This window comes from Spirillospora sp. CA-108201, assembly GCF_050936235.1.
GTDB lineage: Bacteria > Actinomycetota > Actinomycetes > Streptosporangiales > Streptosporangiaceae > Spirillospora.
This window is the reverse complement of the sequence record NZ_JBNJNE010000001.1, coordinates 8,114,008-8,139,508: the sequence shown is the minus strand read 5'-3', so window position 1 is coordinate 8,139,508 and position 25,501 is coordinate 8,114,008. Positions and strand designations below refer to the sequence as shown.

25 protein-coding genes are annotated in these 25,501 nt (G+C 71.6%); 11 read left to right on the top strand and 14 right to left on the bottom strand.

Annotated features, from left to right (window positions below):
- The first annotated feature begins 168 nt into the window (after positions 1–168).
- Positions 169–1,737, top strand: a complete 1,569-nt coding sequence (locus ACQEU6_RS39095; protein ID WP_499338730.1) for a cellulose binding domain-containing protein — start codon at positions 169–171, stop codon at positions 1,735–1,737.
- A 126-nt stretch (positions 1,738–1,863) separates the two neighbouring features.
- A complete protein-coding gene (locus tag ACQEU6_RS39090; RefSeq protein ID WP_499338729.1) occupies positions 1,864–2,298 on the top strand; it encodes a Fur family transcriptional regulator in 435 nt (144 codons plus the stop codon).
- A gap of 83 nt (positions 2,299–2,381) precedes the next feature.
- On the opposite strand, the gene katG is transcribed toward ACQEU6_RS39090, so the two are convergent.
- Complete coding sequence (gene katG, locus ACQEU6_RS39085; RefSeq protein WP_499338728.1) at positions 2,382–4,598, bottom strand: catalase/peroxidase HPI; 2,217 nt, start codon at positions 4,596–4,598, stop codon at positions 2,382–2,384.
- A gap of 30 nt (positions 4,599–4,628) precedes the next feature.
- Positions 4,629–5,033, bottom strand: a complete 405-nt coding sequence (locus tag ACQEU6_RS39080) for a Fur family transcriptional regulator (protein WP_499340496.1) — start codon at positions 5,031–5,033, stop codon at positions 4,629–4,631.
- Between the two features lie 413 nt (positions 5,034–5,446).
- On the opposite strand from ACQEU6_RS39080, the gene ACQEU6_RS39075 reads away from it, so the two are divergent.
- A complete protein-coding gene (locus ACQEU6_RS39075) occupies positions 5,447–6,538 on the top strand; it encodes a cellulose binding domain-containing protein (RefSeq protein ID WP_499338727.1) in 1,092 nt (363 codons plus the stop codon).
- Positions 6,539–6,817: 279 nt separating this feature from the next.
- Here ACQEU6_RS39075 and ACQEU6_RS39070 read toward each other — a convergent pair whose 3' ends face one another.
- Positions 6,818–7,486, bottom strand: coding sequence for a nitroreductase family protein (locus ACQEU6_RS39070; RefSeq protein WP_499338726.1), 669 nt, complete (start codon positions 7,484–7,486; stop codon positions 6,818–6,820).
- A gap of 57 nt (positions 7,487–7,543) precedes the next feature.
- Positions 7,544–8,071, bottom strand: a complete 528-nt coding sequence (locus ACQEU6_RS39065) for a VOC family protein (protein WP_499338725.1) — start codon at positions 8,069–8,071, stop codon at positions 7,544–7,546.
- A gap of 131 nt (positions 8,072–8,202) precedes the next feature.
- Between ACQEU6_RS39065 and ACQEU6_RS39060 the strand changes: the two genes are divergently transcribed.
- The gene (locus ACQEU6_RS39060; RefSeq protein ID WP_499338724.1) at positions 8,203–9,474 is read left to right on the top strand and encodes an acyltransferase family protein; all 1,272 of its coding nucleotides are present in this window, start codon (positions 8,203–8,205) and stop codon (positions 9,472–9,474) included.
- 69 nt (positions 9,475–9,543) lie between these two features.
- Positions 9,544–11,700, top strand: a complete 2,157-nt coding sequence (locus ACQEU6_RS39055) for a TerD family protein (protein ID WP_499338723.1) — start codon at positions 9,544–9,546, stop codon at positions 11,698–11,700.
- 147 nt (positions 11,701–11,847) lie between these two features.
- Here ACQEU6_RS39055 and ACQEU6_RS39050 read toward each other — a convergent pair whose 3' ends face one another.
- Positions 11,848–13,272, bottom strand: coding sequence for an MFS transporter (locus tag ACQEU6_RS39050; RefSeq protein WP_499338722.1), 1,425 nt, complete (start codon positions 13,270–13,272; stop codon positions 11,848–11,850).
- 272 nt (positions 13,273–13,544) lie between these two features.
- Between ACQEU6_RS39050 and ACQEU6_RS39045 the strand changes: the two genes are divergently transcribed.
- Entirely contained in the window at positions 13,545–15,497 is a 1,953-nt protein-coding gene (locus tag ACQEU6_RS39045) for a SpoIIE family protein phosphatase (RefSeq protein WP_499338721.1), read from the top strand.
- Here ACQEU6_RS39045 and ACQEU6_RS39040 read toward each other — a convergent pair.
- The 3 genes from ACQEU6_RS39040 to ACQEU6_RS39030 all read right to left on the bottom strand — a co-directional run bounded on the left by ACQEU6_RS39040 (position 15,494) and on the right by ACQEU6_RS39030 (position 17,908).
- Positions 15,494–16,462 (bottom strand): suppressor of fused domain protein, encoded by a 969-nt coding sequence (locus tag ACQEU6_RS39040; RefSeq protein WP_499338720.1) that lies wholly within the window; start codon positions 16,460–16,462, stop codon positions 15,494–15,496. The genes ACQEU6_RS39045 and ACQEU6_RS39040 overlap by 4 nt on opposite strands.
- Before the next feature lie 247 nt (positions 16,463–16,709).
- A complete protein-coding gene (locus ACQEU6_RS39035) occupies positions 16,710–17,195 on the bottom strand; it encodes a peptidase inhibitor family I36 protein (RefSeq protein ID WP_499338719.1) in 486 nt (161 codons plus the stop codon).
- A 77-nt stretch (positions 17,196–17,272) separates the two neighbouring features.
- Positions 17,273–17,908: a TetR/AcrR family transcriptional regulator gene (locus ACQEU6_RS39030; RefSeq protein ID WP_499338718.1), complete on the bottom strand. Its 636-nt coding sequence runs from the start codon at positions 17,906–17,908 to the stop codon at positions 17,273–17,275.
- A 111-nt stretch (positions 17,909–18,019) separates the two neighbouring features.
- Between ACQEU6_RS39030 and ACQEU6_RS39025 the strand changes: the two genes are divergently transcribed.
- Positions 18,020–18,400 carry a nuclear transport factor 2 family protein gene (locus ACQEU6_RS39025; protein ID WP_499338717.1) on the top strand — a complete coding sequence of 127 codons (381 nt, stop codon included), beginning with the start codon at positions 18,020–18,022 and terminating at the stop codon, positions 18,398–18,400.
- Positions 18,401–18,536: 136 nt separating this feature from the next.
- On the opposite strand, the gene ACQEU6_RS39020 is transcribed toward ACQEU6_RS39025, so the two are convergent.
- A complete protein-coding gene (locus ACQEU6_RS39020) occupies positions 18,537–19,454 on the bottom strand; it encodes a LamG domain-containing protein (RefSeq protein ID WP_499338716.1) in 918 nt (305 codons plus the stop codon).
- Between the two features lie 147 nt (positions 19,455–19,601).
- On the opposite strand from ACQEU6_RS39020, the gene ACQEU6_RS39015 reads away from it, so the two are divergent.
- Positions 19,602–20,000 (top strand): hypothetical protein, encoded by a 399-nt coding sequence (locus ACQEU6_RS39015; protein ID WP_499338715.1) that lies wholly within the window; start codon positions 19,602–19,604, stop codon positions 19,998–20,000.
- 283 nt (positions 20,001–20,283) lie between these two features.
- Complete coding sequence (locus ACQEU6_RS39010) at positions 20,284–20,823, top strand: hypothetical protein (RefSeq protein ID WP_499338714.1); 540 nt, start codon at positions 20,284–20,286, stop codon at positions 20,821–20,823.
- A gap of 119 nt (positions 20,824–20,942) precedes the next feature.
- On the opposite strand, the gene ACQEU6_RS39005 is transcribed toward ACQEU6_RS39010, so the two are convergent.
- Positions 20,943–21,461, bottom strand: a complete 519-nt coding sequence (locus ACQEU6_RS39005) for an SRPBCC family protein (protein WP_499338713.1) — start codon at positions 21,459–21,461, stop codon at positions 20,943–20,945.
- Positions 21,458–21,820, bottom strand: a complete 363-nt coding sequence (locus tag ACQEU6_RS39000; protein ID WP_499338712.1) for a metalloregulator ArsR/SmtB family transcription factor — start codon at positions 21,818–21,820, stop codon at positions 21,458–21,460. The genes ACQEU6_RS39005 and ACQEU6_RS39000 overlap by 4 nt, the downstream gene beginning before the upstream one ends.
- Positions 21,821–22,095: 275 nt before the next feature.
- Between ACQEU6_RS39000 and ACQEU6_RS38995 the strand changes: the two genes are divergently transcribed.
- A complete protein-coding gene (locus ACQEU6_RS38995) occupies positions 22,096–22,656 on the top strand; it encodes a hypothetical protein (RefSeq protein WP_499338711.1) in 561 nt (186 codons plus the stop codon).
- Positions 22,657–22,902: 246 nt separating this feature from the next.
- On the opposite strand, the gene ACQEU6_RS38990 is transcribed toward ACQEU6_RS38995, so the two are convergent.
- Both ACQEU6_RS38990 and ACQEU6_RS38985 read right to left on the bottom strand, forming a co-directional pair.
- Positions 22,903–23,097, bottom strand: coding sequence for a DUF397 domain-containing protein (locus ACQEU6_RS38990; protein ID WP_499338710.1), 195 nt, complete (start codon positions 23,095–23,097; stop codon positions 22,903–22,905).
- Positions 23,094–23,909 (bottom strand): helix-turn-helix domain-containing protein, encoded by an 816-nt coding sequence (locus tag ACQEU6_RS38985; protein WP_499338709.1) that lies wholly within the window; start codon positions 23,907–23,909, stop codon positions 23,094–23,096. The genes ACQEU6_RS38990 and ACQEU6_RS38985 overlap by 4 nt, the downstream gene beginning before the upstream one ends.
- A gap of 102 nt (positions 23,910–24,011) precedes the next feature.
- Here ACQEU6_RS38985 and ACQEU6_RS38980 point away from each other — a divergent pair, with 102 nt between their 5' ends.
- Entirely contained in the window at positions 24,012–24,440 is a 429-nt protein-coding gene (locus ACQEU6_RS38980; RefSeq protein ID WP_499338708.1) for an ATP-binding protein, read from the top strand.
- A 191-nt stretch (positions 24,441–24,631) separates the two neighbouring features.
- Here ACQEU6_RS38980 and ACQEU6_RS38975 read toward each other — a convergent pair whose 3' ends face one another.
- The gene (locus ACQEU6_RS38975) at positions 24,632–25,429 is read right to left on the bottom strand and encodes an NUDIX domain-containing protein (RefSeq protein ID WP_499338707.1); all 798 of its coding nucleotides are present in this window, start codon (positions 25,427–25,429) and stop codon (positions 24,632–24,634) included.
- Between the last annotated feature and the right edge of the window lie 72 nt (positions 25,430–25,501).

Here is a 25,501-nt window from a genome sequence, read left to right as displayed (position 1 = left end):
AACCGGCGCGTTCCAGGGTCTTGCGGGGCGGCGGGCGGATGGTTACGGTGCACTCGTGTTTTATAGGAAAGTTTCCTATTAGATCACCGCACGTCCACCAGTGCGCGCGCGACCGACTCGGGGTTCGGGGGATTACCGCTCGTCCACGTCTCCTACCCGGGAGTGACATTGCGAAGAAGAAGGCTTCTCCCCGGTTTCCTGCTCACCGCCCTCTGCTCCCTCCTGCTCGCCCTGCTCGTCCCCGTCCAGGCCGGCGCCGCCGCCTCGGTGACGGCGACCTTCGCCAAGGCCTCCGACTGGGGCTCGGGCTACGAGGGCAGATACACGATCAAGAACGACACCGCGTCCGCGGTCAGCGGCTGGAAGGTGGAGTTCGACCTGCCGTCCGGCTCGTCGGTCGGGACCTACTGGGACGCCCTGCTCACCAGGTCCGGGCAGCACGCCGCGTTCGCCAACCGCGAGTACAACGGGAGCGTCGCCGCGGGCGCCAGCGTCACGTTCGGCTTCATCGTCAGCGGCGCCGGGGCGCCGCAGAACTGCACGATCAACGGCGCCTCCTGTACGGGCGGCGACACGCCTCCGCCCGGCACGCCCTCCGCTCCCGGGGCGCCGGCCGTGACCGCCAGGACCGACACCTCGCTGACCCTGTCGTGGCCGGCCTCGACCGGCACGGTCACCGGCTACCGCGTCTACGAGGGCACGGCGGTCAAGGCCACCGCCACCGGGACGAGCGCCACCGTCGGCGGGCTGACCGCCTGCTCGGACCACACCTACACGGTGAGGGCGTACAACACCGCCGGCGAGTCGGCGGCGAGCGGCCCGGTCACGGCCACGACGACCGGCTGCGCCGAGCCGCCGACCGGGATCCGGCGCGCCGCGCCCTACCTGTACATGGGCTGGGGAGACCCGCCGAGCCCCTCCACCGTCATGAACGCGTCCGGGATCAAGTGGTTCACGATGGCGTTCATCCTGTCCAGCGGCGGCTGCAACCCCGGGTGGGACGGGCAGCGCCCGCTCAAGGGCGGCGTGGACGAGCAGGCGATCTCGCAGATCCGCGCGGCCGGCGGTGACGTGCTGCCGTCCGTCGGCGGCTGGTCGGGCGACAAGCTCGGCCCGAACTGCTCCACGCCCGAGGCGCTGGCCGGCGCGTACCAGAAGGTCATCGACGCCTACGGGCTGAAGGCCATCGACGTCGACATCGAGAACAGCGACGAGTTCGAGAACGCGGCGGTCCAGGACCGCGTCCTCGGCGCCCTGAAGATCCTCAAGCAGAGGAATCCGGGCCTGCAGACGATCCTGACGTTCGGCACGACCACCACCGGGCCGAACTACTGGGGCAAGCGGCTCGTCGACCAGGCCGCGGCGCTGCAGGCGAACGTGGACGTGTTCACGATCATGCCGTTCGACTTCGGCGGCGGCGCGGACATGTACGGCAGCACCGTCAACGCGTCCGAGGGCCTGAAGACCGCGCTGAAGTCGGCGTTCGGATGGTCGGACGCCACCGCCTACACGCACATGGGGATCTCCGGCATGAACGGCCTGTCCGACCAGCAGGAGCTCACCTCGACCGCGACGTGGACGAAGATCCGCGACTGGGCGAAGTCCAAGAGCCTGGCCAGGCTGGCGTTCTGGTCGGTCAACCGGGACCGGCCCTGCCCCGGCGGCGGCGTCGCGGAGAACTGCAGCGGCACCGACCAGCAGCCCTGGGAGTTCACCAAGATCACGGCTGGTTTCTGACCGGACCCGCCGGCGGCCCGCGTCCCGGCCCGGGGCGCGGGCCGCGCCCGCTTCCGGCCTGCCCGGCTAGACTTGCCTCATTTGTTGTCTTAAACGATTCGCGTTTGCAAGGGAGGATTCGGCGCCATGACCGCGTCCCAGACCCCGTCCACCGCCGAGGAGCTGCGCGGCGCCGGCCTGCGGGTGACGGCCGCCCGGGTGGCCCTGCTGGACACCGTCCGGGCCGGTGACCACCTCGGCGTCGAGGCGCTCGCCGCGGGCGTGCGCGACCGCGTGGGCCACATCTCCCTCCAGGCGGTGTACGAGGCGCTCCACGCGCTCACCGCGGCGGGGCTCGTCCGCCGGATCGAACCGGCCGGGAGCCCGGCCCGGTTCGAGGGGCGCGTCGGCGACAACCACCACCACCTCGTGTGCCGGTCCTGCGGCGCGATCAAGGACGTCGACTGCGCCGTGGGGCACCCGCCCTGCCTGGACCCGGTGGACGACGCCGGGTACCTGATCGACGAGGCCGACGTCACGTTCTGGGGCCTGTGCCCGGCGTGCCGGACGGGCGCCGGCTGACCCGGCCGCGCCCGCACGTCCCCTGAGACGGCGTCCGGGCCGGCCGCCGCGGCGGCCGGCCCGGACGTCCCGGACGTTCTCGATCAGGCGAGGTCGTACCGGTCGAGGTTCATCACCTTGTCCCACGCGGCGACGAAGTCCCGGACGAACTTCTCGCCCGCGTCGTCGCTCGCGTAGACCTCCGTGACGGCGCGCAGCTCGGAGTTCGCGCCGAAGACGAGGTCGGCGCGGCTCCCGGTCCACTTCAGCGCCCCCGAGGCGTCGCGCCCCTCGAATGCCTCGGAGGTCATCGGGTCCTCGCCCGTCCCCTTCCACACCGTGCCCATGTCGAGCAGGTTCACGAAGAAGTCGGTGGTCAGCGCCCCGGGGTCGTCGGTGAGGACGCCGAGGGACGAGCCGTCGTAGTTCGCGCCGATGACGCGCAGGCCGCCGACGAGGACGGTCATCTCCGGCGTGGTCAGCGTGAGCAGGTTCGCCCTGTCGACCAGGAGGAACTCGCCCGGCAGGGCGTTGCCCTTCTGGAGGAAGTTGCGGAACCCGTCGTGCGTCGGCTCCATCACCTCGAAGGACTCGACGTCGGTCTCCTCCTGGGAGGCGTCGGTGCGCCCCGGCGCGAAGGGCACCTCGACGTCGTGCCCGGCGGCCCTGGCGGCCTGCTCGACCCCGGCGCACCCGCCGAGCACGATCAGGTCGGCGATGGAGATCCGCTTGCCGCCGGTCTGCTCGGCGTTGAACGCCTCCTGGACCTGCTCCAGGGTGCGCAGCACGCTCCGCAGCCCGTCGGGGTTGTTGAGCTCCCAGCTGCGCTGCGGCTCCAGCCGGATGCGGGCGCCGTTGGCCCCGCCGCGCTTGTCGGTGCCGCGGAACGAGGCGGCCGACGCCCACGCGGTGGTGACGAGCTGGGCGACCGACAGCCCGGAGTCCAGCAGGCGGCGCTTCAGCTCCGCGACGTCCTGCGCGTTGACGAGCTCGTGGTCCACGGCCGGGACCGGGTCCTGCCAGACCAGCGTCTCGGACGGGATCTCGGGGCCGAGGTAGCGCGTGACCGGGCCCATGTCGCGGTGGGTCAGCTTGAACCAGGCGCGGGCGAACGCGTCCGCGAACTCCTCCGGGTTCTCCTTGAAGCGGCGCGAGATCGGCTCGTAGATCGGGTCGAAGCGCAGCGACAGGTCGGTCGTCAGCATCATCGGCTGGCGGTTCAGCGTGCCGTCCTCGGGGTCGGGCACCGTGTTCGCCCCGGCCCCGTCCTTCGGCCGCCACTGGTTCGCCCCGGCGGGGCTCTTGGTCAGCTCCCACTCGTACCCGAAGAGGTTCTCGAAGAAGCTGTTGTCCCACTCGGTCGGGGTGGGCGTCCAGGTGACCTCGAGGCCGCTGGTGTAGGAGTCGCGGCCCTTGCCGGTGCCGTGGGTGCCCTTCCAGCCGAGGCCCATGTCCTCCAGCGGGGCGGCCTCGGGCTCGACGCCGATGCTGTCGGACGGCGCCGCGCCGTGCGTCTTGCCGAAGGTGTGGCCGCCGGCGATCAGCGCGACGGTCTCCTCGTCGTTCATCGCCATGCGGCCGAACGTCTCGCGGATGTCGCGCGCCGCGGCGACCGGGTCCGGGTTGCCGTTCGGGCCCTCCGGGTTGACGTAGATGAGGCCCATCTGCACCGCGGCGAGGGGCTTCTCCAGATCGCGCTCGCCGCTGTAGCGCTCGTCGTCGAGCCAGGCGGTCTCGGGGCCCCAGAAGACGTCCTCCTCGGCCTCCCAGGCGTCGCGGCGGCCGCCGGCGAAGCCGAAGGTCTTCAGGCCCATCGTCTCCAGGGCGACGTTCCCGGCCAGGATCATCAGGTCGGCCCACGAGATCTTGCGGCCGTACTTCTTCTTGACCGGCCACAGCACGCGGCGGGCCTTGTCGAGGCTCGCGTTGTCCGGCCAGCTGTTGAGGGGCGCGAAGCGCTGCTGGCCCGCGCCGGCGCCGCCGCGGCCGTCGCTGACGCGGTAGGTGCCCGCGCTGTGCCACGCCATGCGGATGATCAGCGGCCCGTAGTTGCCGAAGTCGGCGGGCCACCAGTCCTGCGAGTCCGTGAGCACGTGCGCGATGTCCTGCTTCACCGCGGGAAGGTCGAGGCTGCCGAACGCCTCGGAGTAGTCGAAGTCCTCGCCCAGCGGGTTGGCCATGGGCGGGTTCTTGGCGAGCAGCTTCAGGTTGAGCCGTTCCGGCCACCAGCCGCGGTTGCCGCCCCCCTGGGTCGGGTGGGGAGCGCGCTCGTGCGCGACCGGGCAGCCGCCACCGGCGGCGGCTTCGTTCTTCTCAGACATGTGATTCCTTCCAGGGCGACCGTGGGTGAATCAGGAACTGTGGGCGGTTGAGCAGTCGGGGCAGAGCCCCCAGTAGACGACCTCGGCCTCGTCGATCAGGTAGCCGCGGTCGTCGGAGGCCGCCAGGCAGGGCGCATCGCCCACGACGCAGTCGACGTCGGCGATGGCCCCGCACGAACGGCAGACGACGTGGTGGTGGTTGTCCCCGATCCGCGACTCGTAGCGGGCCACGGAACCGGACGGCTGGATGCGCCGCAGCAGGCCCGCCGCCGTCAGCGCGCGCAGCGAGTCGTAGACGGCCTGGTGGGACACCTTCGGAAGTTCCCCGCGCACGGCGCCGATCACCGACTCGGTGTCGGCGTGCGGGTGCGCGTGGACGGCGCTCAGCACCGCCAGCCGCGGGCGGGTCACGCTCAGGGCGGCCGCGCGCAGCATCGAGTGGAAGTCCAAGGAGCTGGCCACGTCTCCAGAGTGACCCATTTTCTGGAATCAGTCAAGATATTGAATTGACCATGTTCAGGAAGATCGTTTCTTTACCCGCGCGGCCGGGGGGAGGGGGCTCTCGCGAGCCTAGATCCGGCGGCACGGCCGGTCACCTGGCGATATTCGCCGTCGATCGCCGCCCGTTCCGGCGAGAGTTGCCGATTTCGAAGATCGCCGAGGCTGGTTCGGCGCGCGAGCCGGGGTGGTTGCCCGGGGGTCGCACGGCGCCCGCGCCGGGGTCTTGCCGACGCCCCGGGCGCTGGCTACCTTGACTCTAAATAGATAGGAAACCTTCCTGTCTAATGCGTGAACGATCTCGGGGTTCGGGGGAATCCGCCAGCCTTCCGAAGCGATGGAGTGAGCCCTTGCGCCCCCGCTCAGCTCTCAGCGTCCTCACCGCCCTGCTCCTCGTCCTCGCCCTCGCGCCCCGCGCGCACGCCGCCGGCGCCGCGGCCGCGACCTTCACCAAGCCCTCCGACTGGGGCTCGGGGTGGGAGGGACGCTTCACGCTCACCAACGGCACCGACGCCGCGATCAACGGGTGGCGGGTCGAGTTCGACCTGCCGTCCGGAACGTCCGTCGGGTCCTACTGGGACGCGCTCCTGACGAAGAACGGCCAGCGCAGCACGTTCCAGAACCGCGAGTACAACGCCGTCGTCCCGCCCGGGGGGTCCGTCACGTTCGGGTTCCTCGGGAACGGTCCCGGCGCCCCGCAGAACTGCACGTTCAACGGCGGGCCCTGCGACGGCGGGCCGACCGATCCCCCGGGCGGGCTCGGCGCCCCCGGCGCGCCCACCGTCACCGGACGGACCGACACCTCGCTGACGCTGGCCTGGCAGGCCGGAAGCGGGACGCCCACCGGGTACCGCGTCTACGAGGGCGCGGACCTGAAGGCGACCGTCGGCGGCACCACCGCCACCATCGGCGGGCTCGCCGAGTGCTCGACGCACGGCTACACGGTCAAGGCCTACGACGGCAAGGGCGAGTCCCCCGCCAGCGCCGCCGTCACCGGCACCACCAGCGGGTGCGCGACCGGCCCGCTGCCCAGGCACTTCCTGACCGGCTACTGGCACGACTTCGTCAACCCGGCGCAGCTGACGCTCGGCCTCGCCTACTACGGCCGGGGCTGGCAGAACGTGACCGACGGCGGCAGGAGCGGTGAGTGGCAGGCCGCCAAGGGCGCGGCGCCCGGCCAGTTCCAGGAGGAGGCCGGGACGCGCGGCTACGGCAACCTGATCGCCGGCGTGCCGGGCTGCAAGGTCGTCCACGACGAGCAGGCGGTGGCGACGTCCTGCTACACCGGCGACAACGGCCAGTGGTGGACGTTCGACGACGCCTGGTCCATCCAGAAGAAGACCGCCTGGCTGCGGAGCAAGAACCTGCTCGGCGCCATGATCTGGGAGATGTCCGGCGACCCGGGCGTCCTGACCAAGGCCCTCGACGACGGCCTGAAGTGAACGGGCCCGACATGACGGCCTGAGCCCGTCCCGTCCCCGATCCCAGGGCCGGCGTCGCCGCCCCGCTCGCGGCGCCGGCCCTGTTCCATGCCCGGAGACCGTCCTGCGGCCGGTGCGCCCTCCGCTCCGGAGCCGGCGGTCCCACGTGCGTCTGGCGCGTAGACGGGGATCACGCGGGGCCGCCGGTGTCTCCGGGGGCGTACACCGGATCCTAGAGCCTTATTGGCGCTGTGACAATAACTTGTTGGCGATACGCCAATAAGCCTTCGTCCGATGCGGTCACCATCGGTCGAGGTGGAGGACCTCCTCCAGCGGGACCCGCGGAGCCGGGCGGAAGGTGTCGCCGGTGTAGTAGGCGGTCGGGATGAGCGCGCCCTGGCGGACGTCCTCGGGCAGGCCGAGCAGCTCGGCGACCTCCCGCTCGCGCGTCAGGTGCAGGGACGTCCACGCGGTGCCGAGCCCGCGGGCGCGCGCCGCGAGGGCGTAGTTCCAGACGGCGGGCAGCAGCGAACCCCACAGGCCCGCCTGGTTGCCCTCCGGCAGCCGCCCGCCGGGGACGCGCAGGCACGGGATCACCAGCACCGGCACGTCGCCCATGCGGTCGGCCAGGTAGGCGGCGCTCTCCCCGACGCGGCGCTGCACCTCGGCCCGCTCCGGGTCGCCCTCGTACTGCGCGCCGCCGGCGCCGCCCGCCCGCGCGTAGGCGGCGAACGCGTGCCGGTAGTGCTCGCCGATCGCGGCACGCGTCCCGGGGTCGGTGACGACGACCCACTGCCAGCCCTGCCGGTTGCTGCCGCTCGGCGTCTGCAAGGCGATCTCCAGGCACTCGCGGACCAGCTCCGGGGGGACGGGCCGGTCGAGGTCGAGGCGCCTGCGCACGGTGCGGGTCGTCGTCAGCAGCTCATCCGGGCTCAGCGGCAGCGTCGTCCTGCCCTCGTCAGTCGTCATGCCCCCATCGTCCCCGGGCGTCCCCGGGGTCACCCGCCGGATCGGCGCCGGGCGGCGTCAGCCGGCGTCGACGACCGGGTTGAGGAAGACTTCCTTCGCCTCCTGCGGGGTGAGGTCGGTGCGGCCGGTGAGGTCGTTGCGCGCGTCGGTGAAGCGGAACCGGTAGCCGCCGGGCGGCAGGTGGCCGATCTCCCACCAGTTGCCGTCGAGGTCCTTGAGGTAGAAGGAGTAGACGCCGTGCTGGCGGACGGGCTTGTTGAGCTCCCTGACCCCGTACTCCTCGCCGACCTCCGCTGTCGCGCGGTACGCCTCGTCCACGTCCTCGTCGCCGCCCACGTCGATTCCGTTGTGGTAGAGCAGCGGCATGTCGGGGCGGTCGGGCCTGGACTCCACGCACACGTAGGTGTGGTCGCCGCCGAGCCGGGCGTAGAGGACCGCCGTCATCGGCTGGACGACCTCCAGCCCGAGCACCTCCTCGTAGAAGCGCCGGGTCGCCGCCACATCAGTGATCTTCAGCGTGCCGTGCGAAAGGAAACGCGACTTGATCGCGGGTTCCCTGGTCGAGCGATGCGTGATTCCCGGCATTACCCCTCCAATTCGCCGCATTCTCTACGGCGAGCGAGAAACCTTTCTCACCCATTTCACGGCAGATAGGCGATTCAGGGAAGACCTGCGGTCGATGGTGGGGATGAGGTAGGAGCTACTAGTCTGTCGGGATGCTTCCCGCTTTGGGTGTTTCCTCCGCATCGTCCAGACTTGGGTGGCTCGATGCGCTGCGGGGGGCCGCGGCCCTGGCGGTGGCGCTGCACCACGCGAGCTACGTGTACCTGCCCGACCTCCGGGTGCGGCTCGCCGACCGGTTCGACCCCGGCCTGTTCGGCGTGCTGGTGTTCTTCCTGGTCAGCGGGTACATCGTGCCCGCCTCGCTGGAGCGGCGCGGCAGCGTGCGCGGGTTCTGGGCCGGCCGGTTCTTCCGCATCTACCCGCTGCTGGCGGTGACGTGCCTCCTCGCCGTCCTGCCGTTCCTGCTGGGCGTGCTCGGGCTCCGCGCGGGGCTGGAGCAGTACTCCCCCGCGACGGCCGTCCTGGCGCACATGACGATGCTGCAGGACGTCCTGAACGTCCCGAACGCGATGAACGTGCTGTGGACGCTCTCCTACGAGATGGCCTTCTACCTGCTGGTCGTCGCGCTGTTCGTCGTCGGCGGGCACCGCCGCTCGGCCACCGCCGCCGTCGTCCTCACGGTGGTCGCGCTGGCGGCGGTCGCGCTGACGGCCTGCGGGCTGCTGGCGGGCGCGTACGCCCCGGCCGCCCTGCTGTCGCGCACGGCGGGGACGGGCCCGGTGGTCGCGGTGACGGTGGCCGCCCTGGCGGTGGCGATCCCGGCGGCGTCGTCCCGGCGTCCCGGGCCGCGCGTCGCGGGCGGGCTTCTCGGCGGCCTGCTCGCCCTCGCGCTGGTCGCGGTCAACGGCCGCGTCGGCGCGTGGGAGGGCCTGCTCATGCTGGCGGCCATGTTCATGGGCACCGCCGTGCACCGGGCCGAGCACGGCCAGATCTCGCGGCGCGCCGCCGGGGCGACGGGCGCGGCGGTCCTGACGGGCGCGCTCGCCGCCGGGACGTGGAACGCGGCCCCCTACGGGCGCAACGCCCAGTTCGTCTGGTGCGGCGCGGTGCTGGCCGCCGCCGCGACCTTCGCGGCGGGCTGGCGGCTGCGGCACCGGCGCTTCCCCGCCTGGGCGACCGGTCTCGGCACCATCAGTTTCTCGGTGTACCTGCTCCACCCGCTGCTGCTCATGGTGGCCGCGCAGTTCCTCGACATCTCCGGACGCGAGGACATGGTCGGCCTCGCCTTCTTCCTCCTCGTTCTGATCGCGGCGAGCTGGGCCTCGCAGCGCTGGATCGAGGCGCCCGCGCAACGGCTGGGAAAGCGCCTCACCCGCCCGCCCGCACCGGACCCGCGCCTGGAACGCCACGCCCTCGCCTCCTGACCGCAACGGGTCGCCGCTCCCTCCCTTAATCGAGTGCAGTGATTTGTGCTGCTCTGTCACCATGGCGCGGTGAACATCTGGCTTGAGGCACTGGTCGTCCGGCACACGCACCGCATTCCCGCGCCGTCCGGTCCGTCCGGAGACGGGGCGGCGGTGGCGCGGCAGTTCGACGCCGCGCTGATGTCGGTGGGCTTCAAGCTGTCCGGGGACGTCCTGCGCGCGCTGTCGGGGCTACCCGGGCGGACCGTCCGGAAGGTCGCGGTGCGCACGCTCGCGACCGTCCGCGAGATGGCGGGCGACCACGTCCAGCACAACGTCTACTTCCGCGCCTTCCCCCACAACGTGCCCGACACCCTGGACTTCTGGCTCGGGCTCCTCCACGAGACGCTGCAGGACGCGAAGCTCGCGCCGGCGGCCCGCGAGGCGCAGCGGGGCGGCGTCCTCGACCTGCTCACGCTCAAGGGCTACGGCCGCTACCAGCACACCTTCGAGGAGATGCTGGCGGCGCAGGACGAACTGGTCGCCGCCGCGGGCGACCGGGTGACCGTCCTGCACCTCGGGCGCGCCCTCGCCGAGGAGGCGGCGGAGCTGTACGTGCGCCTCGCGGAGAGCACGACGCCGCTGGGCGAGGAGGACCTGGAGACGCTGGAGAAGCTGGCCGCGCACCACACCGCCGGCCCGCACCCGGAGCGGATCCCCGTCCGGGAGAACCGCGCCGTCATCAACCGGGTCCGCCTGACGCTGGGCGCCCCGCCGCTCGTCGACACGGTCACCGACGTGCTGCGCCTGGCGTGCGCGCTGTCGGACGGCGACGTGACCCTCCAGGAGCCCACCCGGTTCGCGTCGATGCCGCGTGCGGTGCGCCGCGCGCTGCTCGCCGCGCTCGACGGCGTGGTCCGCGACGACCCCGGCAAGCTCGGCGACGTCGCCGCCCGGCGCGAGCCGTGGAAGCGGCTCGGCGAGCGCCTCCACCCGCACGAGTACCCGAAGTGGGCGGGCGCGGCGGACGTGTTCGCGGTCGCGCGCGGCGAGAAGAAGGCCCCGTCGTTCGCGGCGCGCTTCGAGGCGCGGCTGGCGTCCGGGGACGTCGCGGGCGCCGCGCGCACGGCGGCGGGCGCGCCCGGCACGCTGTTCCGGTCCCTGGACCGGCTGCTGCGCCTCGCGCCGGACGCCCGGGACGCGGTGCTCGACACCGCCGAGTCGGTGGTGGACCGCGTCTCGGGCCGGGTGCTGCTGTCGGTGCGGGAGCACCTGCTCAACCGTGCCGCCGAGACCGAGGGGACGCGCCTGTTCGCCAACCGGCTCGGCCGCGGCGTCACCGTGCCCGACACCCGCCCGCCCCTGGACCCCGGCGCGGTGGAGCGGCTCGCGGCGCTGCTGGACGGGGAGATCCGGGGCCGCCTCCCGTCGGTCGGCCGTCTGGTGGTCGACCCCGACGTGCTCGACGTCGCGCTCCCGCTCAGCGGGAAGGCCGCCGGGAAGGGGCTCGGCGTCCTGCCGCGCGGCTCGGTGACGCCCGTCGACGGCGAGCTGCTGCGGTTCTTCGTCTACTGGCGGCAGCGCGAGCTCAGGACGGACTTCGACCTTTCCGTGCTCATGCTCGGCGAGGACTACGGCGACCCCGAATGGATTTCCTACACCAATCTCAAGACCGTGGCGGGAGAGCATTCCGGCGACATCACCAACGCCCCCGAAGGCGCGTCGGAGTTCATCAACCTGACCCTGTCCAAGGTCGACGCGCGGTTCATCGTCCCGCAGGTGGACATCTACTCCGGGGAAGGGTTCGACCAGGTCGAGGAGTCGTTCTTCGGGTTCATGCTGCGCGACGGGGAGCAGAAGGGGCGCCCGTTCGAGGCGCGGACCGTCCGGATGAAGTCGGACCTGCGCGGGCCGGGCCGGGTCGCGCTGCCGATGGCGTTCCTGCGCGGTGACGACGGCCGGTGGCGGGCCAAGTGGCTGCACCTGCACCTGCGGGGCGCGCCGGAGTTCAACCGGGTGGAGGACAACCGCGTGACGACGGCGGAACTGCTGCGCGGGATCGTCGAGCGCCGCCACCTGACCGTCCGCCACCTGGTGGACCTGCTCGACGCCGGGAAGACCACCCTCTGGGACGGCGCCGCGCCCGGGGAACCGGTCACGTTCGTCGGCCTGGAACGCCCGGACGGTCTGCACGCGGACTCCGCCGTCTACACTCCGGAAAACCTGAGTGACCTGATCCCGGCCTGACTGATAACGTCGGCGTGCGAGGCCATGAAGGGGCTTCCTTCTCACTCTTGCAAAGGTAACCAGCCCTTTCGCTTTCCTCGCTTCCGACAGAGACGGGCGCGCCTTCCGGCGCGCCCGTTCTGTTTCTCGGCCGGCCGGGGCCGTGCGTCACGCCGTCGCGTCCGCCCCCGGCTGAGGCCACTGCCGGGGCCGCGGCAGGAACGGGACGATGGCCGTGCCCGCGAGGGTGACGACGGCCGCGACCAGGAAGGCGGCCGCGTAGCCGTCCGCCAGGGAGGGCCCCGTGTGCGCCGCGGCGGTGCCGAGGACGGTGAGCCCGATCGCGCCGCCGATCGTGCGGGAGGTGTTGACGACGCCCGCGACCGCGCCCGCCTCGGAGGAGTCCGCGCCGCTGGTCGACGCCTCCACCAGCGGGGTCATCAGGAGGCCGAAGCCGAGGGCCATGGTCGCGCCCGGCCCGAGGATCGCGGTGAGGAACGTCCCGTCGGCGTCCAGCACGAGGCTCTGCCAGGCGAACCCGGCCGCGGCCATGAGCCCGCCGATGCCGGCGAGGCGCCGGACGCCCAGCCGCGCCGTCAGGGGCGGCGCGAGCCGCGAGCCGATGATGATCCCCGCCGTGTGCGGCAGGAACGACAGGCCGGTCCGGACCGCGCTGTAGTGCAGGACGTTCTGCATGTAGAGCGACAGGAAGTACCAGAGCGCGAACCCCGCCATCGTCCCGACGAGCGTCGCGAGGTTGCCGACCGCGACGCTGCGCAGCCGGAACAGCCGCAGCTGGACCAGCGGCTCGGCGGTGCGCGCCTCGACGGCCACGAACCCGGCGAGCAGGACGAGGCCGGCGGCGAGCGGGACCGCGCCGCGCCAGCCGTGGTCCCCCGTCTCGCCGATGCCGAACGCGAGCAGGCCCACGCCCGCGGTGACGAGGACCGCGCCGGGCAGGTCGAGGCGGCGGCGCCCGGCCGCGTCGCCGTCGCCCCGCAGCCAGCGGGCGGCGATCACCGCGACGACCGCGCCGACCGGGACGTTGATCAGCAGCACCCAGCGCCAGCTCAGGTAGTCGGTCAGCAGACCGCCGACGAGGCCGCCGGTCGCGCCGCCCGCGGTGCCGACGGCCGTCCACATGGCGATCGCCTTGGTCCGGGCCGGGCCCTCGGGGAACGTCCCGGTGACGAGCGACAGCGTGACGGGGGCGAGGATCGCCGCGCCGAGGCCCTGGAACGCGCGGGCTCCGACCAGCATGGCGCCGTCCTGCGAGAACCCGCCGGCGAGGCTGGCGACGGTGAACAGGCCGAGGCCGGTGATGAAGACGCGCTTGCGGCCGAAGAGGTCCGCGGCGCGGCCGCCGAGCAGGAGGAACCCGGCGAAGGTCAGCGAGTAGGCGTTGACGACCCACTGCAGGCCCGTCGCGCCGAGGCCGAGGCCCTCGCGGATGTGCGGCAGGGCGACGTTGACGACGGAGATGTCGAGGACGACGAGGAACTGGCCGATCGACGCGGCGAGCAGCGCGGCCCAGCCCGGGGTCGTCGCCCTGGCCGGCCGCGCCGCCGCCTCGGCGGTGAGGTCTGCTGTCATGCGTTCATGCTGGTCGCCGGAGCGGGCCGGCCGCGTCGGTCCGCGGTCCCGACCCGCGGGGTCCGATCGGCCTAGGACCAGGCGGGCCGCGCCGGCGGCGGTGCGGCGCGTCCGGGCGGACGCGCGGGCCTGGCGCGGGACGCCCCGGGTATGAGATGAATCTCCTCGACGCAAGCGGGTACCGGATGCTTGCGCAACGAGTGCGTCACAAGGTGTTAACCCGGATGAGTCGGAAACAAAGGGACGCACGGAGGTGACCATCCGGAGGGTTGATGCAAGAGTCCGCACGCGACGAGGACATGGACAGGCTCACCGGCGACGCCCGGACCGTCCGGCAGGTGTTCGAGGCGATCCCGGCCGCGGTCGCCGGAGTCGAGAGCCCCGGCGAGTACCGCCTGGTCGCGGTGAACGCCGCCTACCGGGCCCTGGTGGAGCGGGACGACATGCTCGGCCGCTCCGCGTCCGAGCTGTTCCCCGAGCTCGTCGCCCAGCAGCTGTTCGACCTGCTCGACCGCCCGTTCCGCACCGGCCAGACCGTGACGGCGCGCGAGTGGCGGATCCAGCTCCCCCGCGAGACCGGCCCCGGCGAGGACGTCTACATCGACTGCACGGTCGTCCCGCAGAAGTCCGCGACCGGAGAGGTCGTCCGGCTCGTGGCGTTCGCGCAGGACGTCACCGAGCGGGTGCGGGAGCGGCAGGCGGCCCGCCGCGCCGCCGAGGACGCCGAGGACGGTCCCGGTGACGTCGTCGGGATCCTGCAGCGGCGGCTCCTGCCCGCGGGCCTGCCGATCCTGCCGGGCCTGCAGATCGGCGGCAGCTACCTGCCCGCCGGCGGCGGCGCGGCCGCGGGCGGCGACTGGTTCGACGCCGTCCCCCTCCCGGACGGCCGGACGGCGCTCGTCGTCGGCGACGTGGCCGGGCACGGCGTCGAGGCGTCGGCGGCGATGGGACGGATCCGCGCCGTCCTGGAGGACCGGCTCGACCACACCGGCGACATCGCCGAGGCGCTCGCCGCCGCCGACCGGCTGGCGGAACGCCTCCCCGCCGCGCGGGCGGCGACCCTGTGCGTCGCGGCCGTGGACCCGGCCGACGGGCGGCTGACGTACTGCACGGCCGGGCACCCGCCGCCGCTGCTGCTCCCGTCCGCGGGCCCCGCCCGCTACCTGCGCTCGACCGGCGGCGGGCCGCTCGGCACCGGGAAGGGCTTCCCGCTCGCCGAGGACCGCCTCGTCGTCGGCGACCAGCTCCTCCTCTACAGCGACGGCATCGTGCGGCGGCCCGGCCGGGAGGTCGCGGAGGGCACCGTCGAGCTGGCGAAGGTCGCCGCGGACGTCGCCGCCGGAAGGGCGCTGCGCGAGGACTGGCTCGCCGCCGTCGACCGCCTCACCACGCAGACGCTGGAACTGCTGATCAGGACGTCCGGGCACGACGACGACATCGCGCTGCTGGCCGCGCAGCGGACGGTCCTGACCGCGCCGCTGCTGCTGGACCTGCCGGCCGAGTCGGAGGCGATCCCCGCCGCCCGCAAGGCCCTCGACGAGTGGCTCTACGACCTCGGGGCCCGCGCCGAGGACGTCATCCTCCTGCGCCACGCGATCGGCGAGCTCGTCACCAACGGGGTCGAGCACGCCTACGAGGGCACGCCCGGCGCCGTCCGGATCCGGGCCGAGTGCACCGGACGCGGCGTCGTCGAGATCGAGGTCGCCGACGACGGCCACTGGCGCGAGCCCTGGCAGCCCACCGAGGACCGCGGCCGCGGCCTGGCCATGGCGAGCGACTTCGCCGACGACCTGCACGTCGAGACGGGCCCGCGCGGGACGACGGCGACCGTCCGGCACCGGCTGACCCGCCCCGCGCGGCTGCTGAGCCCCGGCGAGGTCACGCCGTCGCCGGCCCCCTCGGACCTGCCGAACCTGCTGCTGATCCTCGACCAGCCCTCGGAGGGGCACCCGCGGATCCGGCTGGACGGCCCGATCGACGCCGCCACCGCCGAGCAGCTGCGCGAGGAGCTCGTGGTGCGCACCCGCGGCGGCACCACGCCCCTCACCGTCGACCTGACCGGCGTCACCCACCTGTCCAGCGCGGGCGTCGCCGTCCTCTACGAGGCCGAGACCCGCACCGACTCCCCGGGCCGCCCGTTCCTCCTCTACGCCCCGCCGGGCAGCCCCGCGCAGCACGTCATGGCCATGGTCGCCCTGCCGCACACGACGTCCGAACCCGGCTAGGCGACCACGTTCACCGTCAGCGGCCCGATCCGGTACGTCCCGGGCGAGGGCCGGACGGCCTCGGCGACGGCGCGGGTCACCCCGTCCGGCATCGTGATCTCCAGGGCCTCGCCGGTGCGGGTGTGCCGGAACTCCCGGCCCGGGAGCAGCACGACGGGCTCTCCGGGACCGCGCAGGATCAGCGGGTTCCCGTGCGGCACCCGGGCCGGCAGCACCTTGGTGAACTGCGAGACGTGCTGGACGCCGATCTCCAGCGTGACGCCGTCGGAGGTGTCGGCGGCCAGCCGCTGGAAGAACAGGAACCCGGTGCCGGCCCCCTCCCGCGCCGAGCCCTCGCGGACCGTCCGGGCGACGTCGGGCAGATCCGCCAGCGACATCCGGTCGAGGTCGGTGACCAGCATCGGCAGGTGCGGGGCCATCGCCTCGACGAGCCCGTCCACATGCCACGACTGCGCCGCGTGCAGCTCGTCGGTGGTGAGGCCGACGAACTGCAGGAACGCGATGTCCCCCCGGTCGGTCCGCGCCCGCCCGAGCTCCGGGTCCAGCACCAGCCCCCCGGCCCGGACGTCGGAGTCGGGGCGCTCGGGGTCGAGCGGGTCGGGGAACTCGATGTAGTGCCCCACCTCGAAGTCGTTGCCGCTCTTCACCACGTACGACGCCAGATGCTCCAGGTGCGCCGGCGCCCAGTTCGGCGCCTCCGTCTCCTCCGGCCGCCGCGGCACCCGCAGCGTGAACTCGTACCCGCGCTCCTCGTAGGGCGCCGTCAGCGCGTACCCGACGAGATGCCAGTGCGGCACGGGCTCGTCCCGCGGATAGATCGCGATCGTGTTGGTGACGAACCGCCCCATCGGCATCGGCCCCGCCGGCCGGTACGGCACGGGCGCGTCCCACTCCAGCCGCGCCGCGTCCCCGTAGTGCGCCTTGAGCACCCCGTCGATCGCGTTCCACCCGTCCAGATTGAGCATCCCGCTCCTTCCGTTGATCTACGTCCCCTACCGACGCGCCAACCTCGCCCAAGGTTCAACCGGTCACCGGATCGTTCCTTTCGCCGATGCACCGTTCCGGGAACGCAGCTCTCATGCGAACGAGAATCGGGAGTGAAAAGCGTCTGTGACGCCAATGCGAAAGGTCCCGCCTTCAGGGAGAACGCCTGCCGCGCCGCCCTCAGGGCGGAAGGCCACCGCATGGCGGCGGCCTTCTGCCAGACGAGGCTCACTTGACCTTGTAGCTCCACCTGTTCCCGCCCCGGCGGAACTTCTTGACAGAAGCGCCGGGCCGGACGACCTGGTAGCTGTCGCCCCTGCACTTCATATCGACGTACACGTGAAGGCGCCTGCTGGAGCGGTTCTTCATCGATCTGAACGGGCTGCCGTGGTAGCAGGCCCCGCGCTTGGCCAGGCTGCGGCCGGGGTCTCCCTTGAAGTTGTACTGGGTCCAGGTGCAGACGCGACCCTTGGTGCACTTGAGCGGAACACGCGCGCTCAGGCTGCCCGACTTCTGGCGGGTTCCCGTGGTGGCGCCGGCAGGGGCGCCGCTTTCCGGCGCCCCGGACGAGCCGGCGATCGCCTTGGTGCTGGAGAGAGCGCCGACCGGCGCCGCACCGGTGGAGTTCTCCTGTCCTCCCACTACCCCGAGCACACCGCCCCCGAGGGCTGTGGCGATGACACCCGCAGCGACGAATCTTGCCGTCTTCGCCATTCCGCCTCCATTGTGTGGATTACGTTGCACTCCGAAGGTAGGAAAGAGACAGCCATCCCCTTCAGGGCCCTAGGGCCCTAGGAACGGAGCCGGGGGCCCACCCGTGGTCGGGGGCGCAGGCCGTCCAGGATCAGCTGGGCGATGCGGGCTGATCGGTCCCGGTCGGTTTCCGCTCCGGCGTGGCGGATCGCGGCGAAGGCGCCGGCGACCAGGGCCATCACCTCGTCGGCGGTGACGTCGTCGCGCACTGTTCCGGCCGCGTGCGCCCGGTCGAGCAGGTCCGCCACGTGGCGGGTGATGTCCGCCGCGACGTCGGGGGCGGCGGTGCGCAGGTCGAACTCGGCGGCCGCGAGCGCGCTCTTCACGGCCTCGTTCTCGGCCCCCGCGGCCACCATTCGGGCCAGCAGCGTGAACACGGCCTCGGGGTCGCCGGTGGCGGCGAGTTCCTCCGCCTCGGCTATCAGCCCTTCCAGCATGTCGATCGCGACGGCGAGGTACAGCTCCTCCTTGGCCGGGAAGTGCCGGTGGACGGTGCCGGGGCCGACGCCGGCGCGGCGGGCGATCTCGTCGAGCGAGACGCCCAGTCCTTCCGTCGCGAACAGCCGCCGAGCGGTCCGCAGGACCCGCTCGCGATTGCGGCGCGCATCGGCCCGCATCCCCCGGTCGCGCCGGGTGGCCGTCGCCGGGTCGGGATCAGGTGGCCGACTGGACATGTCCGTCCCAGTGTAACCGGGGCGCCGCACCGGATACTCTGGAGATAACCGGGGCGGCGCACCGCTTAGGTTCGCCGCCCACCGCGTACCGGCCACGAGGAGATCGCGCCGATGACCACCCGCGAGGACGCGAGCACCCTGGTGCGACGCATGCAGGAGTGCTTCAACAGCAGGCGGTTCGATGCAGCGGCCGCTCTGCACACGCCCGACTTCTTCAGCCATCCCCTCGGCGCCGGTTTCGAGGCGGGCAAGGCGGCCTGGCGCGTGCTCGTCTCCCGGTTCCCGGAGGTGCGGGTCGTCGCCCGGGACATCCTGGTCGACGGCGACAGGGCCGCCGTCCGCTCGACCGTCGAGGGGCTCGCCCTTCCGGACGGCGACGCGCAGCCCGAACTGTTCGAGATCTTCCGCTTCGAGGACGGCCGGTTCGCGGAGATGTGGGGCGCCAGCACAGGCTTCCCGACGTCGATCAGCCCGGAGGAACTGCTCGGCTAGCGGGGCGTCTGCGAACGTCCACGGGGCGAACGACACACCACCGCGCTCACCCCTTGCACGTGTGCGGGAGGGGCCGGGCTCTCCCCGGAAGCCGAACCCGTCCTTCCGAGGTCGCCGAGACCGGCCCCTCCGCAGATCAGCTGGAGGCGGGAGCCACGTACTTGTAGCAGGTGAGCCACGTCGTGTCGATGTCCACCGACGCCCCGGCGGCCGCGTAGGCGCCGGCGAGCGCGCTCTCGTTCTGCAGGACCCAGTCGGCCGCCTCGGGGAAGTCGGCGTTCACGGTCTTGACCAGCTTGCCGTCCAGGTAGAACCGCAGGGAACCCGGCACGATCTCCGTGGAGTAGGTGTGCCACGAGGTCCACGCGGTGCCGGGCGCCACGTCGGCGTTGGACTCCTTGAAGCCGTGCGTGAAGACGCTCACGGGGTCGGCGGAGAAGTTGCCGCCCGCCTCCGGGTAGTCCACCTCGTTCGGCGTGTAGCGCAGGTGGGCCATCTTGAAGCCGGGGGTGCGGGTGCGGACGATGAACCGCTCGGTGAACTTCCCGTAGCGCAGGTTCATGCACTTGCGGGGGACCACGGCGGCGACGGAGTTGACGGAGCCGTCGGAGGTCATGCGGACCCGCATCTGACCGTCCCCGTTGGACGCCGTGTGGACGCTCACGGCCTTCTCCGGCCGGTAGTACCCGCCGAACGTCCGGCCGCCGTTCCCGTCGGCCCCGCTCGTGGCGGTGTCCGGCCAGCCCGAGGGGTACGCGCCCAGCGTGTCGTAGTAGTGGGAGTAGCCGGCCTTCAGCCCGGCGCAGCGGAAGTCTCCGTCACCGGCGCACGTCTTGAACGCGCCCACGGGCACGTCGCCGTTGTTGAAGTTCTCCGCGTAGACCTGGACGAAGGGTCCGCAGTCGCCGGAGGGGGTGTTGTTGTTCGTCACCGCACAGGCGTCCTGCGAGGGGAATGTGTCGTCCGCCGAGGAGCTCTCCGCGGCCAGTGGCACACATACGAAAGCCGCCGCCAGTACGGCGACGGCCTTTCGCGCCTTCAGAGTGGGGGTCATCCGGCCCACTGTATAAGCCCGATGATCACATGTCCCGGGCGCTCGGCAGAAAGACGAGAAATGCCACCTCGGAAACGTTTCCGGCGGCCCAGGTGCGGCGCATATCCCCCGTTCACAGCAACTCTTGTTCGAGAGGAACCGCCGACCATGGCCGACCACGCCCGCCCGTTCGACCACGACGCGGAACTGCGCCCGCACAACGAGATCTTCCGCGCCGCCGCCCGTGTCGGCCCCCGCGACCGCGTGCTCGACATCGGGCCCGCTCCGCGCCCCGCGGCGCGTCTGGTGCTGCTGGTCTGGCAGGGACGCGACCGCAACGGATGGGACTCCGCGATCAGCCCGCCCCGGGATCCCGGCCCGGACGGCGCCGCCGCGTTCGACAACGTGACCCGCCTCTGGGACGAGGACCGGCTCGCCGGTCTCGACGCGGCGACGGTCGAGCGGGCACGCACGCGGCTACGCGCCGCTCTCGACGCCCACAGCACCGGCAGCGGCGTGTACTTCGACTCGTGTGCCTGGATCGTCGAAGCCCGCCGTCACTCCTGACGGTCCGGCCGCCCACAGGAGTGGAGCACGGCACCCGGGGGCGAGCCGCGCTCAGGTGTGCGGCGTCCACCCGAACCACATCCCTGCCGACGGTCCGGGAAGCGGACCCCGGGGTCAAGCCCTGAGCCCGCCGGTCAAGGCGGACGGCACAGCCGATCGTTTGCCAGGAGGGCCGCATTCGGCACGGTAGGACCCGAGGGGCTGTGGTGAAGCCACGAACGCCCGTCAAACAACCCCGGTGCACGTGCCAGGCACACGCACCACGACCAAAGGAAAAAACAATATGAACAAGCTTCAGCTGATCATGCCTGACCGGTTCCGGCGGATCTCGGCGAAAGCGCGTCGGCTGCTCAAGGCGAGCAGGCCCCGGCTGATCCCGGTCGCCGCGGGCATCCTCTTCGCCGCGGTCGTCGGAGGCCTCATCGGGGGCCTGGACTACGTCGCCTTCATCGCCGACCTCCACCACCGCCACGAGATCGACGCCTTCGCGTTCCACTACCTCGGCCACCTCATGGCGAGGGTCATCGACGGAGCGGCCTTGGGTGCTCTCTTCGGCGTCCTCGGCGTCCTCGCCGGCGTCTTCGGCGCCTCCAAGAAATTCGGCGCGGAGAAGAAGGACGTCCGCCTCGCCGTCCGCATCGCCGGCGTCATCGTCATCGTCGGGGTCGTCGCCTGCGTCGCGTTCGTCGTCCTGGCCGCCTTCGGCGTCGCCGTCCACGGCCCGGTCGGCCCTCAGGGCTGCACCTCGCCCGGCGCCTTCCTCATCGGCTGCTGCAGCAACGCTGCGGGGCTCATCGTCGGCGCCGTCCGCAGCGGTGACTGACTCACCCGCGGGACCTGGCACCGCCGGGCCCTGCTCCCCGGGGGGACCTGGCTCTGCCAGGTCCCCCCGTTTCCGTCCCTGCTCCCTGCCCCCGGCCGAACGCTCGGAGACGCCGCAGGTCAGCGGGCCGTGTCCTGCTCGATCTGCTCGATCTGCTCGGTGAAGTACGGCTTCATGGCGGGGTGGTAGGCGTCGAAGTCCGGTTCGGGTGAGCCGTCGCGCGCGGCCACGAGCCTGTCCAGGTAGTACTCCCAGCCCGGACCGTTCTCGCCGACCTGCTCCTCGGTGTCGAGATGCTGCACGAACCGGAGCCGGGTCGAACCTTCGGCCTCGGACAGCAGCAACTCGATGCGCCAGGTGCCGAACTCGTCCGTCGCCGTGAGGGCCAGCCGCCGCGGAGGGTCGCATGCGTCGATGCGCATGTCGCACCAGGGCGCCTGGTCTTCGAACGCCATCTGCACCTGGATCGTCCCGCCCGGCGCGGCGTCGCCCTTCCAGGGGCCGAACCAGCGGGCCGTTCGCTCGGGCTCGGTGACGCTGGCCCAGACGTCCTCGGCGGACGCCCGGAACGTCCGGGTCAGGACGAGATCGCTTCCAGTGGGGGTACGAACCAGCCTGCCGGTGGGTCGAGGGTTCACGCGGTGTTCTCCTTCGCCTCGTCGGAGGTCCTGCGGGGACGGCGTTCGCGACGGGTCCGGTGGACCTCCGTCTCCAGCGCGTCGAAGCGGTGCTCCCAGCCGAGCGGCCGGTCGAACCGCGCGAGCCACGCGACGAGGCCGGTCAGCCGCTCCGGGTCCATCTCGTAGAGCCGTTCCCTGCCGACGAGTTCGTCGCGTACCAGCCCGCTCTCCCGGAGCACGCGCAGGTGGCGGCTCACGGCCGGCCTGCTGATCTCGAAGTGTCCGGCGATCTGCCCCGCCGTGAGCCGGCCGCCGTGCAGCATGACCAAGATCTCCCGGCGCACCGGGTCCACGATCGCTCTCACCACGTCGTCCACACCGAAAGCGTAACCTAGAGGTTACGCTTTCGCCGAACGGCGGCGCAGATGCGATGGCCGGGCCGCACCCGAAGAACGGCCTGTAGCGCCTCGGCGCCCTCCTGCGCGGGGCAGCGGAGAGCCCTCGATGTCCGGCGGCGGGCACCCGGTGTTTGCCGGACGGACCGAACTCGGCACGGTAGGACCCGAGGCCGTGGACGAACCACGAGCGCTCGACAAACAACCCGGTTGCGCGTGCAAGGCACACGCACCCTGACCCAAAGAGGGGAACCAAAATGAACAGGTTTCGACTGGACTCGTTCACCAAGCGTCCGCTGAAGGCGCCGAACTGGCTCCGGCAGATCGGGACGACCACGCGCCGGCTGCTCTCGGCGCACAGGCGGCGGCTGATCTCGGTCGCCATCGGCGCCGTCGTCGGCGCCGTCATCGGAGGCCTCATCGAGAGCCTGGACTACTCCGTCTATCTCGCTGACCTCTGGAACCACGGCGTCGACCCGTTCGAGTTCGGCGACTTCGGCTACATGGGCACCAAGGCCGCCGTCGGCGCCATCACCGGCGCCATCGGCGCCATCTGCGTCGGCTTCGGCAACGCCTTCACCAAAGGCGGCGACGCGCGCACGCGGATGATCTTCGCCCGTGTCGCCTGCGTGGCCGTCGTCGTGGCGATCGTGGCCTGCTTCGCGTTCGTCGCTCTGGCCGCCTTCGGCGTCACCGCCGTGTCCATCACCGGGCCCATCGGGGGCAGCTTCCTCGACCGCTACCCCGGGAGCCTCCTCATCACCGCCTGCGGCTACGCCGCGGGTGTCGTCGTCGGCGAACTCCGCGCCGACAACTGACCCACCTGCGAAGCCCGGCACCCATCGGGCCTCGTTCAACGGGGAGCCTGGCACCGCCAGGCTCCCCGTTCTCTTTTCTTCCCCCATCCGGATCGGACGTCAGGGGGTGCTTGTCATCGTCGGGATCGCCGTCTGCGTCGCCCTCACCGATTCCGGCCCCACTCGCGGGGCCTGGTACCCACCAGGCCTTGCTCGCCCCGGAGGGGCGTCCCGCGACGATCCACCGCGCCTCATCGGCGAGGACGGTCAGCGGGCCGAGACATGCTTGATCTGCTCGATCAGACCGGCGAACCGGGCCCCGGAGAGGGTGAGGTGTCCCCCGTTCGGGTCCTTGCTGTCCCGAACCCCGATCCCGCCCCCCGGCGCAAGTCGTCCCAGCTCAACGCAATGCTGGTCATCTGCTCCACCGCTGTGAGTGCTCTTACGCCACTGGACGCTCATTCGTAACTCTCCAAGTACCGCTTGATGATCTCGCGCGAGTCTTCCAGGGAGGCCGCCTTCGCGCCGATACGGTCGAACTTAACCGACAATTCTCGGACTTCGCCAGGCGTTTCGATCAAGCGGCCGCCGTTCTGGGCACCCGAATAGGCGATGTCACGGCTTCCCAGGCTGAGGATCTGGAGCGAGCCGTCAACCCCCAGGTGAGCCCCCGACTTGAACGGAACGATACGGAGGCTGACCTGCGGCAAGTCCGCCATGGCGAGTAGGTGCTCCAACTGGGCCTTCTGCACCTCCGGACCGCCGACTTCACGGGCCAGGACGCTCTCATCGATCGTGGCCCACATCTCGACCTCGGTTCCCCGGCTGAAAAAGGACTTCTTCCGAGCAACGCGCTCGGCCATCTCCGCCTCGAAGTCCTTCGGAGTCCCGGCCTGGACGTAAGCCCAGGTGTATTCGTCCGTCTGGAGTGCCAGCGGGATCACCTGACCGTGGTAGGCCTTGATCAGCGTTGTCTCCTGCTCGTACTTGACGAGTTGCCTCCCCCAGTTAGGATCATGAGCCATTCGGGCAAACCAGAGCAATAGCTGAAAAAGCCATCCAGTTTCATAGTACTTGTCGAGCGCCCGCATGTGATCTTCTTGTGGCCGCCGCCGTCCCGCTTCGAAGTTGGAAACAGTGCCGCGCTGAACCCCCATGATCTCCCCGCACTGCGTGAGGGAGAGACCTGTCTTCTCGCGCAAAAACCGCAGGTAGAAGGCCAAGAAGTACCACATCGAGAGCTTGGGGTTGAGGGGATCGCGGACGATGGGCATTTTCACTCTCCCTGTATTCAGCTCGGATGACTACAGGCAGACCATAAGTCGTTCGGGTGACCCTTGTCGCAGGAATCGGAATCTCTGACAAGGGTGGGGACGATGGCGATGACGGCGAGCGGAGATCTACTTATGCCCCTTGTGGGAACACCGTCCGCAGTGGGGCTGGCGCGCACTCTTGTGGACGCACGAATCCGCAACTGGGACTATTTCCACATTCTCGACAATGCGCTTCTGGTCGTGTCGGAGCTCGTCACGAACGCGGCGCGGCAGACGCCTCACAAGGAGATCCGCCTCCAGCTCAGCCGGGACGCGCACGGCGTCGTCATCGCCGTCTGGGACGCGGACTACGCCCTTCCCCAGAGCAGGCCGACGAAGGAACTCACCCTCGAAGACCTGGACCTGTCCGAGGAGGCGTTCGACGACAACGGCGGCTGGGGCCTCCACATCGTCCAGGCGCTGTCGACCAGGTGCGGCGTCACAGGCGACCCGGCCGGCGGCAAGTGGATCTGGTGCCGTATCCGTCCATGACCGACCGCCCCACTCGCGCTCGCGGGCAACGCTTGCCGATGAGCGTTGCCCACTCCTGTGGCGTCGCTCCCTCCGGGATGGAGATCAGCGATCTTGTGCGGCATCCGCCGACGGCCGTTGCGACGAATGACAGGTGGTCGCGGCGTGTCCGCCGTCATGGGGAGGGGTCGTGACGGACGGCGCGCCGCGACTCAGGCGTCCGGTGTCCAGCCGTGGACGCTGAACGTCTCCCCGCGGCCGATGGCGGCGAGGACCTGTGCGCAGTGGGGGATCACGTCGGCCGGTGGAGCCGCCGGATCGATCCACAGCGCCTCCGAAGCCTTGTCGGGCTCGGCCGCGTGCGGCTCGCCTCCCCAGGTCCGGAACGTGAACCAGTAGTCGCTGACCGCTTGGCAGGGGCCCGGCAACGACTCGGCGGTGCGGTGCAGGACGTGGGAGAACTCGGCGTCGTCGCGGTGGAGCGTCACGCCGGTCTCCTCCCCGGCCTCGCGGATCGCCGCGGCCAGGACGTCCTCGCCGGGCTCGATCCGTCCTGCGGGCGGGCACAGCCATCCGTCGCGGTATCCGGTGTTGTGGCGGCGCAGCATCAGCACGGCGCCGTCCTCGCGCCGCAGCAGGACGTGGGGCGCGATGAAGGATCCGTGCCAGCCGTTCGCGGCCGGGGCGGTGGCGCGGGCGGAGACGACGCCGAGCCGTCCGGCCAGGTGCCGTGCGGCCTGTTCGGGGCCCCCGGCCAGGTCGACCATGGGGACGGCGGCGGCGAGGATCACGTCGGCCAGCTCGTCCAGGACGTCCGCGGCCGTCTTGTGGACGCCCTTGCGCGGGTTGCCGCCGGTCATCCCGATGTAGGCCTCGGCGACCTCGCCGACCTCCTCGGCGAGCTTCATCACCAGCAGGTGCGCGGGCACCTCGGCCAGGTAACCGGCCCGGATCCTGGCGGTGTCGGCCCAGAAGCCGTCGCAGGGCTCGGCACTCTCGGAGTTCGCCACGCCGCGACCCTAGATCGTTGATGGGGGTTTGCTGAACCGCTGCGGGCATGACGAAGGGCGCCCATGATCAGT

What these genes read in the sequence shown, in the direction of transcription:
- ACQEU6_RS39090 (WP_499338729.1), top strand. Translation starts at nt 1,864, where the DNA reads ATGACCGCGTCCCAGACCCCGTCCACCGCCGAGGAGCTGCGCGGCGCC.
- katG (WP_499338728.1), bottom strand. Translation starts at nt 4,598, where the DNA reads ATGTCTGAGAAGAACGAAGCCGCCGCCGGTGGCGGCTGCCCGGTCGCG.
- ACQEU6_RS39080 (WP_499340496.1), bottom strand. Translation starts at nt 5,033, where the DNA reads ATGCTGCGCGCGGCCGCCCTGAGCGTGACCCGCCCGCGGCTGGCGGTG.
- ACQEU6_RS39070 (WP_499338726.1), bottom strand. Translation starts at nt 7,486, where the DNA reads ATGACGACTGACGAGGGCAGGACGACGCTGCCGCTGAGCCCGGATGAG.
- ACQEU6_RS39065 (WP_499338725.1), bottom strand. Translation starts at nt 8,071, where the DNA reads ATGCCGGGAATCACGCATCGCTCGACCAGGGAACCCGCGATCAAGTCG.
- ACQEU6_RS39060 (WP_499338724.1), top strand. Translation starts at nt 8,203, where the DNA reads ATGCTTCCCGCTTTGGGTGTTTCCTCCGCATCGTCCAGACTTGGGTGG.
- ACQEU6_RS39050 (WP_499338722.1), bottom strand. Translation starts at nt 13,272, where the DNA reads ATGACAGCAGACCTCACCGCCGAGGCGGCGGCGCGGCCGGCCAGGGCG.
- ACQEU6_RS39045 (WP_499338721.1), top strand. Translation starts at nt 13,545, where the DNA reads ATGCAAGAGTCCGCACGCGACGAGGACATGGACAGGCTCACCGGCGAC.
- ACQEU6_RS39040 (WP_499338720.1), bottom strand. Translation starts at nt 16,462, where the DNA reads ATGCTCAATCTGGACGGGTGGAACGCGATCGACGGGGTGCTCAAGGCG.
- ACQEU6_RS39035 (WP_499338719.1), bottom strand. Translation starts at nt 17,195, where the DNA reads ATGGCGAAGACGGCAAGATTCGTCGCTGCGGGTGTCATCGCCACAGCC.
- ACQEU6_RS39030 (WP_499338718.1), bottom strand. Translation starts at nt 17,908, where the DNA reads ATGTCCAGTCGGCCACCTGATCCCGACCCGGCGACGGCCACCCGGCGC.
- ACQEU6_RS39025 (WP_499338717.1), top strand. Translation starts at nt 18,020, where the DNA reads ATGACCACCCGCGAGGACGCGAGCACCCTGGTGCGACGCATGCAGGAG.
- ACQEU6_RS39020 (WP_499338716.1), bottom strand. Translation starts at nt 19,454, where the DNA reads ATGACCCCCACTCTGAAGGCGCGAAAGGCCGTCGCCGTACTGGCGGCG.
- ACQEU6_RS39015 (WP_499338715.1), top strand. Translation starts at nt 19,602, where the DNA reads ATGGCCGACCACGCCCGCCCGTTCGACCACGACGCGGAACTGCGCCCG.
- ACQEU6_RS39010 (WP_499338714.1), top strand. Translation starts at nt 20,284, where the DNA reads ATGAACAAGCTTCAGCTGATCATGCCTGACCGGTTCCGGCGGATCTCG.
- ACQEU6_RS38995 (WP_499338711.1), top strand. Translation starts at nt 22,096, where the DNA reads ATGAACAGGTTTCGACTGGACTCGTTCACCAAGCGTCCGCTGAAGGCG.
- ACQEU6_RS38990 (WP_499338710.1), bottom strand. Translation starts at nt 23,097, where the DNA reads ATGAGCGTCCAGTGGCGTAAGAGCACTCACAGCGGTGGAGCAGATGAC.
- ACQEU6_RS38985 (WP_499338709.1), bottom strand. Translation starts at nt 23,909, where the DNA reads ATGCCCATCGTCCGCGATCCCCTCAACCCCAAGCTCTCGATGTGGTAC.
- ACQEU6_RS38980 (WP_499338708.1), top strand. Translation starts at nt 24,012, where the DNA reads ATGGCGATGACGGCGAGCGGAGATCTACTTATGCCCCTTGTGGGAACA.